The organism is Candidatus Protofrankia datiscae, assembly GCF_000177615.2.
GTDB classification, from domain to species: Bacteria; Actinomycetota; Actinomycetes; order Frankiales; family Frankiaceae; genus Protofrankia; species Protofrankia coriariae.
Window position 1 is genome coordinate 3,901,673 of record NC_015656.1, and the last position, 16,540, is coordinate 3,918,212.

The following is a 16,540-nucleotide window of genomic DNA, read 5'->3' on the forward strand; positions in this document are numbered from 1 at the left end:
CAGTCAAGATGTCGCTTAACGAGTACAGGTCCGGCACCGCATTCCCCGGTGTGATCGGGCGTACCACGGACGAGTCGAGCCCGGCCTGGCCGCAGCCGGTCCGCGCGACGCCCGGCACGCCGAACGTACTGATGATTGTTCTGGACGACACCGGTTTCGGGCAGTTGGGCTGCTACGGCAGTCCCATCGCGACGCCGAACATCGACGCCCTGGCTGCGGGCGGGCTCCTCTACAACAACATGCACACCACCGCGCTGTGCTCACCCTCCCGCTCGTGCATCATCACCGGGCGCAACCATCACGCCAACGGCATGGCCGCGATCACCGAGCTCGCCACCGGCTACCCGGGCTATGACGGCAACATCCCGTTCGAGAACGGTTTCCTGTCGGAGATGCTGCTCCAGCACGGGTACAACACCTACCTGGTGGGCAAATGGCACCTTATGCCGTCCGAACAGGAGTCGGCCGCCGGACCGTATGACCGCTGGCCGCTGGGACGTGGCTTCGAGCGTTTCTACGGGTTCCTCGGCGGCGACACCAGCCAGTGGTATCCGGATCTGGTGTACGACAACCACCAGGTAGCGCCGCAGAAAACTCCGGAGGCGGGTTACCATCTGACCTCGGACCTGGTGGACAAGGCCATCGACTTCATCGCCGATGCCAAGCAGGTCGCCCCGAGCAAACCATTCTTCCTGAACTTCTGCACCGGTGCCACGCACGCCCCACACCACGTTCCCAGGGAATGGGCGGACCGCTACTCCGGCCGGTTCGACGACGGCTGGGACGCCTACCGGGAGCGGGTTTTCGCCCGGCAGAAGGAATTTGGCGTGGTGCCGCCGGAGGCGGAACTGTCCCGGCACGACCCCGACGTCCCCGCCTGGGATTCCCTGACGCCCGATGCCCGCCGGCTCGCGGTACGCATGATGGAGGTGTACGCCGGCTTCCTGTCCCACACCGACCACCACATCGGCCGGCTGCTGGGCTTTCTCCGGGAGACCGGTGAGCTCGACAACACGCTGGTCATGCTCGTGTCCGACAACGGCGCCAGCGCCGAGGGCGGGGTCACTGGGACCACGAACGAGCTGCAATTCTTCAACAACGCCCCGGAGCCCCTGGCGGACAGCCTCGGAAAAATCGACGACCTCGGCGGCCCCTCGACGTTCAACCACTATCCCTGGGGCTGGACCTGGGCCGGCAACACCCCGTTCCGCCGGTGGAAGCGGGAAACCTACCGGGGCGGGGCCAGCGACCCCTTCGTCGTCCACTGGCCGGCGGGTATTGCGGCCCGCGGCGAGGTACGGACCCAGTACGCGCACATCATCGACATCGTGCCGACCATACTCGACGTACTCGGTGCCGAACCGCCGGCCGAGATCAGGGGTGTCGCCCAGTCATCGCTGCACGGCGTCAGTTTCGCCTATACGTTCACCGACCCGGCCGCACCGACCCGGCATCACACCCAGTATTTCGAGATGCTCGGGCACCGCGCGATCGACCACGACGGATGGCGCGCGGTGTGCCCATGGCCGGGACCGTCCTTCGCGGAGGCCGGCAAACCGTTCGGTGTACCGATCTCCGCCGAGGACCTGACCGATCTGGATGCCCACCACTGGGAGCTCTACCATGTGGCGCAGGATTTTGCGGAAAACTACGACGTCGCCGAACAGCACCGGGACAAACTCATCGAAATGATCTCGCTGTGGTATGTGGAGGCCGGCAGATACAACGTGCTCCCCATCGACGGCAGCGGCGCCGTACGGCTGGTGGTGGAACGCCCGCAGATCACCGAGGCGCGAACCTCCTACACCTTCCGGCCCGGCACCCAGACGCTGCCGTTCGCCGTCGCCCCCAGAGTACTCAACCGTACCCACAGCATCACCGCAGACGCGGAAATCCCGCCGGGTGGCGCCGAGGGAGTCCTGCTCTGCCAGGGCGCGGGTACCGGCGGCTGGTCGTTTTACGTCAGGGAGGGCAGGCTGCGTTACTCCCACAACTATGTCGGACGCACCGTCTACCATGTGGAATCCACCGGCACCGTGCCTTCCGGCCGGCACCAGTTGCGCTTCGAGTTCGAACCCACCGGAAAGCCGGACATCGCCAACGGCGAAGGCACCCCCGGACGAGCCCGGCTTTACATCGACGGACAGCCGGCCGGGGTGGGCAACATACCCATAACCACACCCATAGCCTTCAACCCGGGCGGGCTGACCTGTGGCGCCAACCCGGGCTCCCCGGTCGTACCGGACTATCCGACCCTCTTCCCGTTCACCGGCACGCTGCACAGCGTGACCGTCGATCTCGACGGAGAGCTCATCACGGACATCGAAAGCGAAGCACGCATGGCCATGTCCCGGCAGTAGCCTCTCCCCGGCGTCAACTCGGCGATCAACTCCGCCCGGGCCTGACCAGGCCGCAGGCCGACAAGGTCGATGTACGCCCGGGGCCGCAGATGTACGCCCGGGGCCGCAGCAGCGGCGGCACGTCGCAGCCCTCGACCCGGACGGAGATCAGCCTGTCCCGGCCCCGCCCGTCGTCCGGTAACGCCGCTGTCCACCCGCTCCGTGCGGTGCTTCGACCGGAAGTACGCCGCCGAGCGCACCGCCAGGACGATCTCCGCCTGCGTCAGCGCGTCGTTCATTCGCCCCGCCCGGAAGGGCGCAGCACCCTGGTGCTCCGGCGTGGTCACCTGTCGAGGGCTGCGACGCCCTCGCTGGCCGGTTCCGTAGCCGGCTCGGTGGCCAGCGCAGTGGCTGGTTCGGTAGCCGGTTCGGTGACCGCTGGCGCCGCGGGGGGCGTGGCGGCGGTCGGGCCCGCGTCCCGTTGTGGGAGGAGCGCGCTCGCGGCCAGGATGACGGCGACAGCGACGAGAGCGAACCAGTAGACGCCGTGGAAACCCGCCGTCCCGTCCCCGTCGCCGGGGCCGATGGTCGTCAGGATGAGGGTGACGACGGCGATGCCGATCGCCGCGCCGAGCTGGTTGAGGATGTAGAGCACCGAGCTGCCCTGGGGCACCGACGCCGGGGGCAGGGTCCGGTAGAGAGATCCCATGGTCGGCGCGCCGACGAAGCTCAGCCCAGCGCCGACGACGAAGGCGGCGAGCGCGGGCCACACCTCGCTGGTGTGCCCGCCGACCCGGGTGAACGCCAGCTCGCCGAGGGCTGTGACGACCGCTCCGCCCCGGACGAGGGCGCGGGCGCCGAGCTGGTCGGACAGCCGTCCGGACAGCGGCATGGCGATGACCGCGGCAACCGCGAAGGGGGCGACCAGCAGCCCGGACGCGAGCGTGCCCCGCCCGTGCTGCTGCTGGTAGTAGAGCGGCAGGACGAAGAGGTTCGCGAACATCGTCAGGCCGACCAGCGTCATGATGGCAACGCTCGCGGCGAACCCGTGGTTGGCGAACAGCCGCAGGTCGATCAGCGGTGGCGTGCGGCGCGGCGACGGCGCCCGCAGCGCGTGCAGGCCGTACCCGGCGAGCAGCGTCACGGCCGCGGCGAGGGGGATGAGCACCTGCCAGGCGGCGACGGTGGTGCGCTCGGCGGCCTGCGTCAGGCCCAGCACGACGGCCGCGAACCCGGGCCCGATCAGGGCGACGCCGACGACGTCGAGGCGGGCGACATCGAGGCGGGCGAGGCGTTCTGCGGTTCGCGGCGGGTCGGGCGGTATCACCCGTGCGGCGCCGACCAGCGCCACGATCCCGATAGGCAGGTTGATCAGGAACATCCACCGCCAGGAGAAGTCCGCCAGGACGATCCCGCCGACGATCAGGCCGAGCACTGGCCCGGTCGAGAGCACCATGCCCATCAGGCCCATGACCCGCCCGGCCCGGCGCGGGCCGGCGGCGCGGGCCAGCAGGGTCAGCACCAGCGGGTCGAGAACGCCGGCCGCCAGGCCCTGGACGATCCGGAAGACGATCAGACTGGAGATGTTCCAGGAGAGTCCGGAGGCAAGGGACGCGGCCAGGAACGCGACGAGGGCGGCCAGCCACAGCCGCCGGGCGCCGAACCGGTCCACGGCCCACGTGGTGATCGGGATGGCGACGGTGAGGGCCAGCAGGTAGCCGGTGGAGACCCAGCCGATCGTGCTCAGCGACGTGTGGAACCGGGTGGCGAGGGTGTCGACGCCGACGGCGACCACCGACCCGTCCAGGATCCCCATGATCCCGCCGAGCAGAACCACGGCGATCAGCCGTCGGAGTGGGGGGTCGAACCGGTCGTGCTCCTGGGACGCGTCCGCCATAGTGCCCTCCAGTGAGCATCGTTGTGCACGTGTGAGTGCACTTTACAGCACCATGACGTTTTCAACGTTGTGGCTGTCCCGGGGATGGAAGGAGGGCAACCGGTACCGTGAGGCCATGAGCGGGACCGTGAACAGCGGCCGGCCAGCCGGCGGGCGAACAACCGGCGGACGGTCGGGCGGCGCGACCGAGGCGCCGGCAACCGGGCATGCGCGGCCGGCAGCCGCCGACGCCACCGCACCGATCGCTCCGGCCGCTCAGTCCGTTCCAACCACCGCCGCCACCATCACCGCGGCCACTGGGACCGCTGCGGCCGCTGCGGCTCTGCCGGCTACCGCGGACCGGCCGTCCGGCGGCAGGCGTAGGCGTGTCGACAGGCGGGCGGCCATTCTCGGTACCGCGTTCACGGTCTTCGCCCGGGAGGGATACGCCCAGGCAACTCTGGACGTCATCGCGGCCGAGGCGCAGGTCGCCAAGCACACGATCTACAACCACTTCGGCGACAAGCAGGCCCTACTGCGCGCGTCCATCGCCGCCGAGGCCGACAGCGCGCTGGCGAAGAACCTGGCCGCGGTCGACCGGCTGCGCGACCTCGACAGCGACGTCCGCACCGCCCTGGAGGACGTCGGCTACCACCTGATCCAGTGTTTCTGCGACGAGCGGGGCTGGGCGCTGCGGCGGCTGCTGTACGCCGAGATCAACCAGTTTCCCGACCTGCTCGACATCATCCAGGGGCGGGCGACGAACCCGGTCACCGAGGCGCTCGCCGACCGGCTGGCCCGGCTGGCGCTGGCCGGCCGGCTGCGGGCGGGGGACCCGGCGGCGGCGGCGGAACAGCTCGCCGCCCTGCTGACCGGCTCACTGGAGGGACGGACCCGGTTCGGCACCCAGGCCATCTCCGACGACGAGATGCGGGCTGTCGCGCGGGCCGCGGTCGACACCTTCCTGCACGCCTTCGGCACCCGGGCCACGGACCCCATCTGAAGATCCCCCGGCTCGCGCATCCGGAAGATCGTGCGCCTGAGAAGGACCCGCCCGAACGGCCGGCGCGCCGACACCGGCACCCCGGGGCCGCCGTTTCCGGGCCGAGTTGTTGTTCCACGTCGTTGTTCCACACCGCGCTGCCGGCCGATTTCAGCCTGGACGACTTTCAGCCTGGACGACACCGACCCGTCGGTCGAAACGACAGACCAGCCGCGACCGATCCGGAAGAGCGCGCCACAGGGCGTCTGATAGATGTTGGTCGATTGATAGATGTTGGTCGATGTGGCCGGCTGGACGCCGCCCGCGCGATCGAACATCCGTCAGGCACGCCCTGACCCAGGACTAACCGTGGCGGAGGTCCCGTAGGACGGTTGCGGTTTCCAGGGCGGCGAAGGTGGCCTCGCGGCCCTTGTCCTCCGCCGAGGAGGGCAGGCCCGCACGGTCGAGCGCCTGCTCGACCGTGTCGCAGGTCAGCACGCCGAAACCCACCGGAATCCCGGTGTCCAGGGCGACTTCGGTCAGCCCCTGCGTCACCGACTGACAGACATAGTCGAAGTGCGGGGTGCCACCGCGGATCACCACGCCCAGCGCCACCACCGCGTCGTGGCGGGCGGCCAGCGCCGCCGCCACGATCGGCAGTTCGACCGCGCCGGGCACCCGGGCCAGCAGCGGGGAGGCGACCCCGGCGTCCTTGGCCGCTCGCAGCGCGCCGTCGACGAGGGCGTCGGTGATCTCGGCGTGCCAACGGGTTGCCACGATGGCCAGCCGCAGGCCGGCGCCGTCCGGGATCGACGGCGCCGGCGCGCCCTGACCGCTCATGCCGTCTCACCCTGGCACATGTCCGCCATCAGCAGTTCCTCGTCCGTCACCGCCGGCTCCGCCTCCGTCGCACGGACCGGGTGCGCGCCCGCGCTCCCGACGCTCGTGCCCCCGACGCAGTGCAGCGGGACGTCGGCGCGGACTCCCGCGACCTTCGGCCCTGCCTGCCCTGCCTGCACGGCTGGCAGTTTCGGCAGGCCCGGCAGGTCGTGTCCCATCCGGTCCCGCTTGGTGGTGAGGTAGCGCAGGTTCTCCGGGGTGAAGTTCACCGGCAGCCCGACCCGTTCGACGACCTCCAGGCCGTAGCCCTCCAGCCCGGCCCGCTTGGTCGGGTTGTTCGTCAGCAGCCGCATCGTCCGGATGCCGAGGTCGACGAGGATCTGGGCGCCCGTGCCGTAGTCGCGCGCGTCCGCGGGCAGGCCGAGGGCGAGGTTGGCGTCCACGGTGTCGTGCCCGGCGTCCTGCATCTGGTAGGCCCGCAGCTTGTGGATGAGGCCGACGCCGCGGCCCTCGTGCCCCCGCATGTAGAGGACCACGCCCCGGCCCTCCTGGGCGATCATGCGCAGGGCGGCGTCGAGCTGTGTCCCGCAGTCACAGCGGCGGGAGCCGAAGACGTCGCCGGTGAGGCATTCGCTGTGTACCCGCACCAGGACGTCACGGCCGTCCCCGATGTCCCCCTTGACCAGCGCGACGTGCTCCACGTCCTCGATGACGCCGCGGTAGCCGAAGGCGCGGAACTCGCCGTAGCCGGTGGGGATCCTGGTGTCGGCGACCTGCTCGACGTGGTGTTCGCTGCGCCGCCGGTACGCCACCAGGTCGGCGATGGAGATCAGCAGCAGCCCGTGCTCCTCGGCGAACCGTGTCAGCTCCGGCAGCCGGGCCATGCTGCCGTCGTCGTTGACGATCTCGCAGATGGCTCCGGCGGGACGCAGCCCGGCGAGCCTGGCCAGGTCCACCGCGGCCTCGGTGTGGCCGGGACGCCGTAACACCCCACCGACCTTCGCGCGCAGCGGGAAGATGTGGCCGGGCTTGGTGATGTGCGCGACGGTGGTCGCCGGGTCGGCGAGCAGCCGGATGGTCAGCGCCCGGTCGGCCGCGGAGATGCCGGTCGTCACCCCGGCCCGGGCGTCGACGGAGACGGTGAACGCGGTGCCCATCCGCTCGGTGTTGTGCGGGACCATCTGGTCGAGTTCGAGCCGGTCGAGGTCGGCGCCGTCCATCGGCACGCAGACCACCCCGGAGGTATAACGGATCATGAAGGCCAACAGCTCCGGGGTGGCCTTCTCCGCCGCGAAGATCAGGTCGCCTTCGTTCTCGCGGTCGGCGTCGTCGACGACGACGACTGGCCGGCCGGCGGCGATCTGCGCGACCGCCTCGTCGATCGAGGCGAAACGCGTATCACCGACTGGCAGATTTTTGATCATGACAGTTGCCCGCTCCCGCTGTGGATGACGGGGGTGCTGGACGAGCCGGCACCGGCCGCCTCCCCCGCGACGACAAGCTTCTCGACGTATTTCGCCAGCACGTCGACTTCGAGATTGACCCGCTCCCCCACCCCTCGCCGACCGAGGGTCGTCACCTGCAACGTCGTCGGGATCAGGCTCACCGTGAACGTGGCGGGCGTCGTCGCGTCCGCCGGGGTGATCTCGACGACCGTCAGGCTGACACCGTCGACGGTGATGGATCCCTTCTCGACGAGATAGCGCTCCAGGCCCGGCGGCAGGCTGATGCGCACGATCTCCCACTGGGTGTCCGGGCCGAAGGTGACGGGATCGCCTCCCGTCGCCGCCGCGTCACCGGAGGCCGCTGTGGATACCGTCGTGAAGGCCACGGTGGAGGCCACTTCGGAGGCCGTCGTTGTGGTGGATGCCGCTGAGGTGGTCGTGGAGGTGCTGGAGCGGCGTTCGAGGACCACGCCGACGCCGTCCACGTGCCCCTGCACGAGATGCCCGCCGAGGCGGTCGGCCAGGCGCACGGGGCGCTCCAGGTTGACCCGGTCACCGGCGCGCAGCCCGCCCAGGGACGAACGGTCGAGCGTCTCCTGCATGACGTCGGCCGCGAACGCCTGCCCCTCGCCATGGGGAAACCAGCTGGTGACGGTCAGACAGACCCCGTTGACCGCGATGGACGCGCCCTCGCTGACGTCCTCGAGCACCTTCGTAGCGTCAATGATCAGTCGAGCGGCCGCCGGCCGCGGCTCGACGGCCGCGACCACGCCGAGTTCCTCGACGATGCCGGTGAACATTCCTGGTGTGCCCTCTCGTCCCGGCGCCACGTCCGAGACAGAGGCGATCACGCGGGACGCATCCGGCGCACAGGCGCCGGACGGGCCGTCGGCAGGCCTGGGGCCGTCGAACAGCACACGCCCGCGCGCGTCCTCCCATCCGGACTTTCACCGTCGGTCCCGGAATTCCACCGGATCAGCCGTCCGCTGGCTGCGGACGGGTCGCGGACTGTCACCGCCGGTTCGGATTTTCACCGACCCCGGAGCGCGCGTGCTGCTAACTACCTGACCAAGTCTGGCACATGCGGACGGCACAGGTGCAAGAAAGCTCACGTGATACCGGACGGCAGCACACCCATCACTCTTCGTCCATCTTCGCGCGTCCAGCTGCGGGCAACCAGCCCCGTACATCCGCTTTTATACGTATTTGCCACCAGGACGATTACGCTTGGACGGTTTATATAAGTGTTCCATATGAGCGACGTCACATGAACGGCATCGTGTGAGAAACGTCATGCGGAAAACGTCACGCGAATGATGATCATGCGAGCAGATGGGCGTTGACCGCCCGGACCGCCGCGGCCAGGGACGGCACCTCGACAACGTCGAGGCCGGCGCGCCGCATGATCTCCGCGCCTTCACAGTCGACGAACACCTCGGGTTCACGCCAGGCGAAGACCACCCGGCGAATCCCTGCCTCGATGATCAGTTCCGTGCAGGTCCGGGGGCGTGACGCCCGGGCGCTGCACGGCTCCAGCGAGCTGTAGAGCGTCAGCGAGCCGGCCGGGACCGGCGGGCCGTCCTGGGCATGTTGCGCGAGCCTGCGCAACGCGACCTCCTCGGCGTGGTCACGCGGGTCGAGCTCGCGCGAGTAACCGGTCGCCAGCACCCGCGCGGACGCGTCCGCCGCCAGGCCCGCGGACCGGTCGACGAGGACCGCGCCCACCGAGAACGCACTCGGTGACGGCGGGCAGCGCCGGGAGATCTCGACCGCCATCCGCAGCCACCGCTCGTCCGCACCGGCCGCCGTCTCGAGACCGGCCGCCGTCTCGAGACCGGCCGCCGCTTCGGGACCGGCCCTCTCCGCGCCCGCCGGACCGCCACCAGCCGGTTCCTGGCGTCCCGGGCCCGCTCGGCCGTCCGCCGCCACCGCCCGGTCAGCCCTTCTCGAGGACCGGCGCCACCAGCCGGGGGGAGGCGGCCAGCGCCTGCGCACGCAGCGCCTCCAGCGCCGCGGCCGGGTCGGCGGCACCGTAGACGGCGGTGCCGGCGACGAAGACGTCCACCCCGGCCCGTGCCGCCCGTTCGATGGTCTCGGCGTTGACCCCGCCGTCGATCTGCAGCCACAGGTCGAGCCCCCGGTCGTCCAGCAGCCGCCGGGCCGCCTCGATCTTCGGCAGGACCTCGTTCATGAACTTCTGGCCGCCGAACCCGGGCTCGATGGTCATCAGCAGCAGCAGGTCGAAACGGTGCAGGTCGTCGACGTAACGCTCGACGGGGGTGGCCGGTTTGACCGCGAGCCCGGTGCGCGCGCCGGCGGCCCGGATGGCGTCGGTCGTGCGGGGCAGGTCGCGGACGGCCTCGGCATGGATGGTCACGTTCGCCGCGCCCCGCTCTGCGTAGCCGGCGGCCCAGCGGTCCGGATCGTCGATCATCAGATGGCAGTCGAGCGGGATGGTGGTGACCGTGCGCAGGGCGGTCACCGTGTCCGGCGCGAACGCCAGGTTGGGGACGAAGTGGTAGTCCATGACATCGACGTGCAGCCAGTCGGCATGACCCTCGACCGCACGCGCGGCGTCGGCGACCCGCCCGAAATCGGCGGCCAGCAGGCTCGGGTAGATCTGCGCGGTTGCCACACCCGCGAGCGTATCGACCCATCAGCGGCCCACCACCGCCCCGTCCGCCCCTGTGGCGATCACCCAAACCCACCGTCACAACGCGCCACTCCTCCACGCCGGAGCGGCGGTACCCGCGAACGGAGCCATGACGTCGAAAACACAGGCGTCGCACACGCCGCGCCGAACAGGACCCCGCCTGCCCCGCCGCGCGCGGCAGGGCCCCGCATCCCTCCGGTCGGCACCCCACCGGCGCGTCGGAGCGGCCGTCCGTTCGGCGCGTCGGCGGATCGATTCTTATGGCAAAAGATGGCAAATCTTACGACTTGCGCCCGATGCCGCCCGCGACCAGCCGGACAGCGAGCGGGTACGGCCTGGCGACCGGCTCGGTGGGACGCCACAAGGGGTTGTAGACCACGCCTGGCTCGATGAGCTCCAGCCCGTCGAAGTAGGAGGTGATCTCCTCGATCGAGCGGAAGCGCCCCCTCGTCAGCTCGTTGAGAAGCACCTGCTCGACGGGCTTGGTCTCCTCGCCGTGGTCGACGAAGTGGGTGAGGAACAGGTGACTGCCCGACACCACCCGGTCGACGTATGCGCGGACCAGACCAGCCGGGTCCTCGTCATCGTGGACGTGGTGGACGACCGCGAGCATCAGGAGCCCGACCGGCTTCGACAGGTCGATCAGCGCGGTCACGTCCGGGTTGCTCAGCACCTCGTCGGGACGCCTGAAGTCCGCGGTGATGACCGTGGTGTTCCTGTTCTCGGCCAGCAGCGCCCGGCCGTGCGCCAGCACGATGGGGTCGATGTCGACGTAGGCGACCTTCGACTCGGGCGCAATTCGCTGGGCGACCTGGTGGGTGTTCTCGGCGGCCGGCAGACCCGAGCCGAGGTCGATGAACTGGCGGACGCCCTGCTCCACCATGAACTCGACGCCCCGCCGGAGCACCTGCCGGTTGTACTGGGCAGCGGTCTTGCCATCCGGGATCACCTGGATGAGCTGGTCGTGGACAGCGCGGTCGGCCGGGAAATTGTCCTTCCCATCGAGCAGCGCGTCATAAACCCGGGCGATGCTCGGCACCGAGATATCGACCCCGGCCTCGATCCAGGTCGAGACGAACACCCTGTCGCGTACGTTCAGTGACACCGGATCTGGCGTGCCGTGCTGGCTCTCGCTGTCGGACAACACTCCCCCTCTCGACCAAGGCGGGTCACCGCCGCAACCGGCACTCCGGTGCCAAGAGAAGCGGAAGTGACGTAACGCGTCAGATCTTAGAGAAGCCGGCTCGCCGGCAGAGTCGAGACCGCCCTCTTAAGCCCCACCTTCCGCCCTGGCTCCTACCTCGATGCCCGTCGGCGGAGTAAGGACCGCCGCATCCCTCGCCGCGATCGCCGAGGGCATCGGCGCGTTCCCCGGTCGTGACCCGACCTCGCCACTACGCCGGGCCGCCGAAGTTTGTTCTTCGGTTGATTTCTTTGAGGTTTTTCAAGGCATGTTGACGCGCGTCGGGATTGCCGCAGGCTTTGAACGGCCGGGGCCTGTCCGGCTTCTGCGGTTCCGGATCCATGGTCCGGCCGGCCTGGCCGAGCAAGTCGACGACGAGGTCGAGTCGGTACTGGATGCGTTTGATCAGGGTCTTGACCCGGACCCCGACCATTCAAGATCCGCAATCGGTACCAACCGGTACGGTGCCGCCGAACAGACGGTGGCTTGCCGCCGCGTCGCCGGTGTGCGCGGGGTGCCGTCCGTCAGCCCATCACACGCTGCCAGTACCGCGCTGGCTCCAACCGACGCGGGGCGGCCGGGATCACGGCGCGGGCCGCATAGCGGCCGCCACCGCCGGAGAAGACGGGAGGGCGAGACGGCTGGACGGCGAGCGGTGAAATGGCGGACGTCGGGACGGCTGGGAGATGGGAGCGCCCGTTGGGGGCGGACAGACCCGGAAGGGGTGAACGCGCTGGCCACAGGTCTGCCAGGGAAACCTGAAGGGAACTTTCGCACCGGAACTGAAACACACAGCGTGGACGTGACTACTCTGCGTCCGCCGTTCCGGGTGGAGAAAGGATACCGAATAGTGCATGTCATCCCACATGGTCCGGTCGCGTCACGACGCCGGCCGGCTACGATCCTGACGACGCTGGTGACCACCGCCACGCTGGCGGTCGGGCTGTCGCTGGCCGCCACACCCGCGTGGGCCCAGACCCCCACCCTGCCGCAGATCCCAGCCCTTACCCCGACACAGAGCCCAACGTCGCCCTCCACGCCGAGCCCCACCGGGAGCCCCACGCCGAGCCCCACCCAGAGTCCGACGTCGACTCCCACCCAGACCGGGATTCCCGGGCAGGCCCAGGACCAGGTCCAGAACCTGTGCGGGCCGCCGTCCGGCCCCTGGACCCTGCGGGAGCAGCATTCCGGCCCCGGGGCCCGCGTCGAGATCTGGCAGAACCAGAACACCTACCAGGTGCGCCTGGCCAACCTGCAGGCCAACGGCAAGACCAACGTGGCCGGGGAGGCCGGCACCGTCCGACAGGGCAACGATCTGGGACGGACGGCGTCGATCGGCGACGCGCCCACCGGCGGCTGGTGCTCCGACACCGCCACCGGCGCCATCTGGGGAGCCCTGAGCTGGGACGTGAACGGCGTCCACTACTGGCGGTCCATCGCCTGTGGCCCCCAGAACTGCGTCAAGGGCCAGGTTTCCTGATCCTGACGACCGTCGCACGGCCCACCCGCCGGGCCGCGGCGGGGCGGGGGCAGGCCGGCCTGCCCCCGCCCGTCGGCTCTCGCCCGCCCCGGCCCCGGCGGGGCAGAGCCGACCGCCCCGGAACCGATCGGATCTCCAGCGCACGGACCCGTCCCGAAGCCAGTCCAACATTCATGATCGAATATTGTCGAATACCGAATCATGAAAGCGGGGGAACGAACGGTCGCTCCAGCGGCCGTTTCCACCCCCAGCTTTCGCTGCTGAGGCCGGCACGGCAGGGCTGCGGCAGGGCTTAGGGGCTCAGGAACGGCGCAGCAGGGCCAGGAACATCGCGTCGGTGCCGTGCCGGTGCGGCCACAGCTGTACGAACGGGCCGTCGCCGAGATCCGGCACCCCGGGCAGGTACTCCCGCGCGTCCAGGACGGACACGCCGACGCCGCGCGCAGCCAGCCGCGTCACGACGTCCGTCACGACCTCGACGGTCTCGGCCGGATGCGGCGAGCAGGTCACATACCCGACCACCCCGCCGGGGCGCACCAGGTCGACGGCGGCGGCCAGCAACTGCCGTTGCAGGTGGGACAGGGGCGCGACCTGCGCCGGCGTGCGGCGCCAGCGGGCCTCCGGCCGGCGGCGCAGCGCCCCCAGGCCCGTGCAGGGCACGTCGGCGAGCACCCGGTCGGCGCTGCCGGGACGCAGCGGCGCCGCCCGCCCGTCCGCACGTACCACCACCACGTTCGACCGGCCCGCCACCGGGCCGCCCGCCATGCCTTCCGCACCGGCCCCCGGGCTGCCCGCGGCATCTCCCACGGCCGCCGCCGGGCCGCTCACGGCGTCGGCGGGATCGGGCGCCGGGGCCGGGCGTGCCACCGCGGCGGCCACCAGCAGGGCCCGGGTGGCCCGCGGCTCCACCGCGACCAGCCTGGTCCGGGGCAGCAGGCCCGCCAGCAGGGCGGTCTTGCCACCCGGTCCGGCGCACAGATCGACGCTCACCCCGGTGTCCGTCCCGACCGTGGCCACCCGCGACAGCGCGGCCACGACCAGCTGGCTGCCCTCGTCCTGCACGCCGGCCTGGCCGGCCAGGACCGCCGGCAGCCGCCCCGGATCCCCGCCGGCCAGCCGGACCGCGTACGGCGACCACGGGCCGGGCTCGGCGGCCAGGCCGGCGTCCCGGGCCGCCCGCAGCAGCCCGTCCCGGTCGATCAGGCCAGGACGGGCGACCAGATGGGTGCTGGGACGCTCGTCGTCGGCCGCCAGCGCGGCGCGGGTCCGCGCCAGGTCGCCGCCGAGGGCGGCGGCGAACGTCTCGACCACCCAGCGGGGATGCGCGGTGACCGTCGCCAGATGGCCGACCGGGTCGTCGTCATAGCCGGGTGCGGCCAGCAGCACCGCGAGATCGCCGCCGGTGGCCTCCAGCCGGGCGGCGAGGCGGCGCAGCACCGCGTTGGCGAACCGTACCGGCCGTTCACCGCTGGTCCGGCGGACCAGGTCGACGGTCGAGTCGACCGCGGCCCGCGCCGGCACCCGGGTGCGCAGCAGCTGGTAGGCACCCAGCCGCAACGCGTCCCGCACCGGCGGGTCCACCTCGTCCACCGGGCGGTTGGCGACCGTGGCGAGCAGCCCGTCCAGGACACCCAGGGCGCGCAGGGTGCCGTAGGTCAGCTCGGTGGCGAAACCCCGGTCGCGGGCGGACAGCTGGCGGCCGGCCAGCAGCGCCGGCAGCAGCAGGTTCGCGTAGGCGCCACGCTCGTCGACGGCCCGCAGGACCTCCCAGGCGAGCAGCCGGGCGGGATCGGCCCGGGACGCCGGCGGCCGGGCCCGCTGCCGTGCCCGCGTGCCCCCGGCGGGGGCCGGACTCATGTGAACCTCTCGCCGGCGGCGATGCGGGCTCCCCGCGCCCACGCGTCGGCGGCCATCGTGGGACGGCCCTCGGGGCGGACCTCGTCGAGCAGCACGACCCCGCCGCCGGTCCCCACCGCGATCCGGCCGTGACCGCCGACGGCGATCTGCCCAGGAGCAAGATCTTCGATGCCGAGGGAGGTGGCGCTGTCCCCGCCGGCGGCGCCTGTCCCGCCATCGCCCTTCCCCGCCGCCACGGCTGTCACCACGGCCGTCGTCTCCACGACGGTGACGGGACGCACCGGGCCAATCTTGATCCGGTGGTCGCGGAACGTCGTCCAGGCGCCAGGCGCCGGAGTGGCCGCCCGGATCAGCCGATCGACCCGGTAGGCCGGCGCGGACCAGTCGATCCGCACGTCGGCGACGTCGAGCTTCGGCGCGATCGACACCCCCTCGGATCGCTGCGGCCAGGCCCGCAGCGATCCGTCGGCGATCCCGTCCAGGACCGCGACGAGCAGCCGGGAGCCGGCATCGGCCAGCCGGGCCAGCAGGTCACCGGCGGTGTCGTGGGGGCCGACGGGCTCGGTCAGCGTCCCGTACACCGGGCCGCTGTCGAGGGCCTCCTCGATCTGGAAGACCGACGCGCCCGTCACGTCGTCACCGGCCAGCAGGGCGCGCTGCACCGGCGCGGCGCCGCGCCAGGCGGGCAGCAAGGAGAAGTGCAGGTTGACCCAGCCGTGCCGGGGGATGTCCAGGGCGGCCCGGGGCAGCAACGCGCCGTAGGCCACCACCGGGCAGCAGTCCGGGGCGATCTCGGTGAGCCGGGCGAGGAAGTCGGGGTCACGGGGCTTCTGCGGGGTCAGCACCTCCACGCCCCGCTCCTCGGCGAGCGTCCGCACCGGCGAGTGCGCGACCTTCCGGCCGCGTCCGGCCGGCCGGTCGGGACGGGTCACGACCGCGACGACGTCGTGGCGGGACGAGTCGAGCAGCGCCCGCAGGCTCGGCAGCGCCACCGCCGGGGTACCGGCGAACACCACCCGCATCAGCGACCACCCGACCAGGTTGCTCCCACGGATCCCCTGAGTCCCGCGGACGAAGACAGGGCGGACGGGGACAGGAAAGTGCGCACGGTCCAACGCTAGCCGCGTCCCGCGCGTACGCGGTCCAGCGGGTCGTGTTCCGCGGAACATCCGCGGAACAGTCGCCGGCCGAGCCCGAGCGGGCAAGGAAAGGCAGGTCAGCGGGCGCGGCCGAAAAGCGGGTGCGGGGACACCTTCACCGCCGGCGGAGCCTGCCCGGCCCACTCCGCCTCGCGGATGGCCTTCATCGCCGCCTTCTTCGTCTCCGGGTCCAGCCGGTCGATGAACAACACCCCGTCGAGATGGTCGGTCTCATGCTGGACGCAGCGTGACAGCAGGCCGCTGCCCTCGATCGTGACAGGATCGCCGTGGACGTTCTGGCCGACCGCGATCACCCGCTCCGGCCGCTTCAGCTCGAAGGAGAGGCCGGGCAGGGAGAGGCAGCCCTCCTCACCGTCCATCAGCTCCTCGCTGAACGGCCCGAGGACGGGATTGACCAGGTGCCCCACCTCACCGTCCACGTGGTAGGTGAACACCCGCAGCGACACCCCGAGCTGCGGCGCGGCCAGCCCGACCCCGCCCGCCTCGTGCATGCTCTCGACGAGGTCGGCGACCAGGCGGCGGAGCTCCTTGTCGAAGGTGGTGACCGGTTCGGCCACCGTCCGCAGCACCGGGTCCCCCAACAGTCGGATCTCTCGGACCGTCACTGCCGCCCCTCTTCCCTCGCCCGCGTGCGTCCCGCGCCTGCGTCGTCGTCCCCAAGCCGCATCATCCCGCGCCCGCAACGTGTATCCATCAAAATACACGTCCATCAGGAACGAATTTAT

Annotated in this window: 14 protein-coding genes and 1 riboswitch; of the genes, 3 read left to right on the forward strand and 11 right to left on the reverse strand. The window is 71.1% G+C overall.

The window, feature by feature from the left end:
* Nucleotides 1-8: 8 nt before the first annotated feature.
* Nucleotides 9-2,360 carry an arylsulfatase gene (locus tag FSYMDG_RS16270; protein WP_013874490.1) on the forward strand — a complete coding sequence of 784 codons (2,352 nt, stop codon included), beginning with the start codon at nucleotides 9-11 and terminating at the stop codon, nucleotides 2,358-2,360.
* Between the two features lie 322 nt (nucleotides 2,361-2,682).
* Here the strand turns inward: FSYMDG_RS16270 and FSYMDG_RS16275 are convergent, their stop codons facing one another.
* Nucleotides 2,683-4,236 (reverse strand): DHA2 family efflux MFS transporter permease subunit, encoded by a 1,554-nt coding sequence (locus FSYMDG_RS16275; RefSeq protein ID WP_013874491.1) that lies wholly within the window; start codon nucleotides 4,234-4,236, stop codon nucleotides 2,683-2,685.
* 322 nt (nucleotides 4,237-4,558) lie between these two features.
* Between FSYMDG_RS16275 and FSYMDG_RS16280 the strand changes: the two genes are divergently transcribed.
* Entirely contained in the window at nucleotides 4,559-5,218 is a 660-nt protein-coding gene (locus FSYMDG_RS16280; protein ID WP_043606818.1) for a TetR/AcrR family transcriptional regulator, read from the forward strand.
* A 342-nt stretch (nucleotides 5,219-5,560) separates the two neighbouring features.
* On the opposite strand, the gene ribH is transcribed toward FSYMDG_RS16280, so the two are convergent.
* From ribH to FSYMDG_RS16315, 7 genes are all read right to left on the reverse strand, one after another.
* Nucleotides 5,561-6,037, reverse strand: a complete 477-nt coding sequence (gene ribH, locus FSYMDG_RS16285; RefSeq protein WP_013874493.1) for a 6,7-dimethyl-8-ribityllumazine synthase — start codon at nucleotides 6,035-6,037, stop codon at nucleotides 5,561-5,563.
* Nucleotides 6,034-7,461 (reverse strand): bifunctional 3,4-dihydroxy-2-butanone-4-phosphate synthase/GTP cyclohydrolase II, encoded by a 1,428-nt coding sequence (locus FSYMDG_RS16290; RefSeq protein ID WP_013874494.1) that lies wholly within the window; start codon nucleotides 7,459-7,461, stop codon nucleotides 6,034-6,036. Before FSYMDG_RS16290 ends, ribH begins: the two co-directional genes overlap by 4 nt.
* On the reverse strand, nucleotides 7,458-8,282 hold the full coding sequence (locus FSYMDG_RS23390; protein WP_013874495.1) for a riboflavin synthase: 825 nt from the start codon (nucleotides 8,280-8,282) through the stop codon (nucleotides 7,458-7,460). The genes FSYMDG_RS16290 and FSYMDG_RS23390 overlap by 4 nt, the downstream gene beginning before the upstream one ends.
* Nucleotides 8,283-8,405: 123 nt before the next feature.
* Nucleotides 8,406-8,534: riboswitch (FMN riboswitch) on the reverse strand.
* Between the two features lie 268 nt (nucleotides 8,535-8,802).
* Nucleotides 8,803-9,264, reverse strand: a complete 462-nt coding sequence (locus tag FSYMDG_RS16300; protein WP_043606823.1) for a dCMP deaminase — start codon at nucleotides 9,262-9,264, stop codon at nucleotides 8,803-8,805.
* A gap of 154 nt (nucleotides 9,265-9,418) precedes the next feature.
* Complete coding sequence (rpe, locus tag FSYMDG_RS16305; protein ID WP_013874497.1) at nucleotides 9,419-10,117, reverse strand: ribulose-phosphate 3-epimerase; 699 nt, start codon at nucleotides 10,115-10,117, stop codon at nucleotides 9,419-9,421.
* A 298-nt stretch (nucleotides 10,118-10,415) separates the two neighbouring features.
* The gene (locus FSYMDG_RS16310) at nucleotides 10,416-11,240 is read right to left on the reverse strand and encodes an SAM-dependent methyltransferase (RefSeq protein ID WP_131772726.1); all 825 of its coding nucleotides are present in this window, start codon (nucleotides 11,238-11,240) and stop codon (nucleotides 10,416-10,418) included.
* A 289-nt stretch (nucleotides 11,241-11,529) separates the two neighbouring features.
* Nucleotides 11,530-11,751, reverse strand: a complete 222-nt coding sequence (locus FSYMDG_RS16315) for a hypothetical protein (RefSeq protein WP_013874499.1) — start codon at nucleotides 11,749-11,751, stop codon at nucleotides 11,530-11,532.
* A 483-nt stretch (nucleotides 11,752-12,234) separates the two neighbouring features.
* Here FSYMDG_RS16315 and FSYMDG_RS16320 point away from each other — a divergent pair, with 483 nt between their 5' ends.
* Nucleotides 12,235-12,798 (forward strand): hypothetical protein, encoded by a 564-nt coding sequence (locus tag FSYMDG_RS16320; RefSeq protein WP_043603827.1) that lies wholly within the window; start codon nucleotides 12,235-12,237, stop codon nucleotides 12,796-12,798.
* Nucleotides 12,799-13,098: 300 nt separating this feature from the next.
* Here FSYMDG_RS16320 and FSYMDG_RS16325 read toward each other — a convergent pair whose 3' ends face one another.
* From FSYMDG_RS16325 to def, 3 genes are all read right to left on the reverse strand, one after another.
* Entirely contained in the window at nucleotides 13,099-14,655 is a 1,557-nt protein-coding gene (locus tag FSYMDG_RS16325) for an RsmB/NOP family class I SAM-dependent RNA methyltransferase (protein WP_013874501.1), read from the reverse strand.
* A complete protein-coding gene (gene fmt, locus FSYMDG_RS16330) occupies nucleotides 14,652-15,677 on the reverse strand; it encodes a methionyl-tRNA formyltransferase (protein ID WP_013874502.1) in 1,026 nt (341 codons plus the stop codon). Before fmt ends, FSYMDG_RS16325 begins: the two co-directional genes overlap by 4 nt.
* A gap of 194 nt (nucleotides 15,678-15,871) precedes the next feature.
* Complete coding sequence (gene def, locus FSYMDG_RS16335; RefSeq protein WP_013874503.1) at nucleotides 15,872-16,420, reverse strand: peptide deformylase; 549 nt, start codon at nucleotides 16,418-16,420, stop codon at nucleotides 15,872-15,874.
* Between the last annotated feature and the right edge of the window lie 120 nt (nucleotides 16,421-16,540).

What these genes read in the sequence shown, in the direction of transcription:
- FSYMDG_RS16270 (WP_013874490.1), top strand. Translation starts at nt 9, where the DNA reads ATGTCGCTTAACGAGTACAGGTCCGGCACCGCATTCCCCGGTGTGATC.
- FSYMDG_RS16275 (WP_013874491.1), bottom strand. Translation starts at nt 4,236, where the DNA reads ATGGCGGACGCGTCCCAGGAGCACGACCGGTTCGACCCCCCACTCCGA.
- ribH (WP_013874493.1), bottom strand. Translation starts at nt 6,037, where the DNA reads ATGAGCGGTCAGGGCGCGCCGGCGCCGTCGATCCCGGACGGCGCCGGC.
- FSYMDG_RS16290 (WP_013874494.1), bottom strand. Translation starts at nt 7,461, where the DNA reads ATGATCAAAAATCTGCCAGTCGGTGATACGCGTTTCGCCTCGATCGAC.
- FSYMDG_RS23390 (WP_013874495.1), bottom strand. Translation starts at nt 8,282, where the DNA reads ATGTTCACCGGCATCGTCGAGGAACTCGGCGTGGTCGCGGCCGTCGAG.
- FSYMDG_RS16315 (WP_013874499.1), bottom strand. Translation starts at nt 11,751, where the DNA reads ATGGTCGGGGTCCGGGTCAAGACCCTGATCAAACGCATCCAGTACCGA.
- FSYMDG_RS16325 (WP_013874501.1), bottom strand. Translation starts at nt 14,655, where the DNA reads ATGAGTCCGGCCCCCGCCGGGGGCACGCGGGCACGGCAGCGGGCCCGG.
- fmt (WP_013874502.1), bottom strand. Translation starts at nt 15,677, where the DNA reads ATGCGGGTGGTGTTCGCCGGTACCCCGGCGGTGGCGCTGCCGAGCCTG.